This is a genomic window from Emticicia sp. (assembly GCF_049241225.1).
Taxonomy (GTDB): Bacteria; Bacteroidota; Bacteroidia; order Cytophagales; family Spirosomataceae; genus Emticicia.
Genome location: NZ_JBMLRC010000059.1, coordinates 29,324 through 31,196, shown reverse-complemented (window position 1 = coordinate 31,196; position 1,873 = coordinate 29,324). Strand labels below are relative to the sequence as shown.

2 protein-coding genes are annotated in these 1,873 nt (G+C 39.5%); both read right to left on the bottom strand.

The genetic code is table 11. From position 1 onward, the window contains the following. On the bottom strand, positions 1–668 hold a 668-nt coding region (locus tag ACOVO2_RS03955; protein ID WP_421768719.1), incomplete at its 3' end, for a pirin family protein. A gap of 135 nt (positions 669–803) precedes the next feature. Next, positions 804–1,873, bottom strand: a 1,070-nt coding sequence (locus tag ACOVO2_RS03950) for a glycosyltransferase family 4 protein (RefSeq protein ID WP_421768718.1), incomplete at its 5' end; no start/stop codon positions are given.

Genomic DNA, 1,873 nt, shown 5'->3' with positions numbered 1-1,873 from the left:
GCTTTGATTTGTATCGCCTCGGTTTCGCTCACACCCAAAGCATCTCTGCGGCCTAATTTCTGACCATTGATTTCAATTTCTCCTTCTAAAACAAAAGCATAAACACCATTGCCTTGACGTTTGATTTCGTAAGAGGTTTCAACACCTGTTTCGAGATTTCCAAGTGAAAACCACGCATCTTGATTAATGCCTACGCCACCATCGTTTGATTCGAGCGGAGAAACCACCGTCTGAAATTTATTTTTACGTTCGTCAATCGAAAACTCTTTTTGGTCATAACGAGGCTCAATATTGCGGAGTTTCGGAAATACCCAAATTTGCAAAAACTTCACGGCTTCACCATGATTTTTATTTTTTTCGGAGTGATAAATTCCCGTTCCAGCCGACATTATTTGCACTTCGCCTTTTCGGATAACGGCCGTATTTCCCATGCTATCTTTATGCTCTAAATCGCCCGAAAGCGGAATCGAGATAATTTCCATGTTATCGTGCGGGTGTGTGCCAAAACCCATTCCGCCCGAAACGGTATCATCGTTCAATACTCTTAAAGCACCAAAGTGAATTTTGTTTGGGTCGTGAAAACCAGCAAAACTAAAAGAATGATAACTATTGAGCCAACCATGATTGGCATGTCCACGTTCGTTGGCTTTGTGAAATATCGTTTTCATAATTAAAATACATTTACATTTAATGTATATACATATTTATCTACTAAAAGGTTCAACTATACATCATAGTTTTTTTAATGGGTTTGTGAGTCATGAAAACGAAGATAATTTTACTATAGTACACACCCACTCGTACTACAATTCTTTGTATAGTTGTATCAGTTGCCCAGCAATATTTTCAGCTGAAAACTGTTGGACATGTTCTTTCCCCTTCTGAATCAAGTCATTTCGTAGCGTACCATCTGTCAAAACCTGATGCATTTTATCAGCTAAATCATTGACATCAAGTGGATTAGCGTACAAAGCCCCACCTCCTCCAGCTTCTTCCAAGCACGAGCCAGTAGCCGCTACCACAGGAATACCCGAATGCAAGGCCTCGACAATCGGAATACCAAACCCCTCAAAAAACGAAGGATAAACACACAATGAAGCACCTTGATACAAAGCGGGTAAATCGGCAGAAGGAACACTAAAAAGCCCCCTAACCCCCGATGGGGGAACTTTAAAAATTTCTTCAGCATATTTTGATTTCCCGCCTACCAAAACCAATTCATAATCTTTCAAACCCAGTTGCAGAAAAGCTTCTACCAAACGCTTTTGATTTTTTCTTTCGCTGAAAGATGAAACACAAATAATGTAGGGTTTATTGAGCGAATATTTGCTTTTAATAGACCCCACCCCACCCTCCCCAACAGGGAGGGCTTTTTTGAAAAATATTGACTGACAATCTTGATAAATCACTCGAATGCGTTCAGCAGGAATTTTATAAAACTCCATAATATCATCTTTGGTCTGCTGGCTAACAGCCACTACCGCATCAGCATTTTCACAAGCGTATCGAAATTTTTGTTGATAGAAAAATCGGTCGATGACAGGATAAAGTTCGGGATAACGTACAAAAATCAAATCATGAATCGTGACGACTGACTTCACGCCCGATTTTCTGATTCCAAAAGGAATTTCATTACTTAAACCGTGAAAAATATCAACATTATCCTTCTTCAAATCGTTATTGATTAGCCAGCTTCGCCAAAGTCCACCACCTATAGGTGAAGTAGGCAGTTTTGGAGATAGTTTTAAGCCAGCTTTATTATCTCGTGGTGGCTTTGGGGTATATGCCAAATATTCGTGTTGAGGTGCATATTTTAGCAAGGCATCAATCACAAACCTACTATAATTACCCAAGCCAGTATGATTATTAAAAG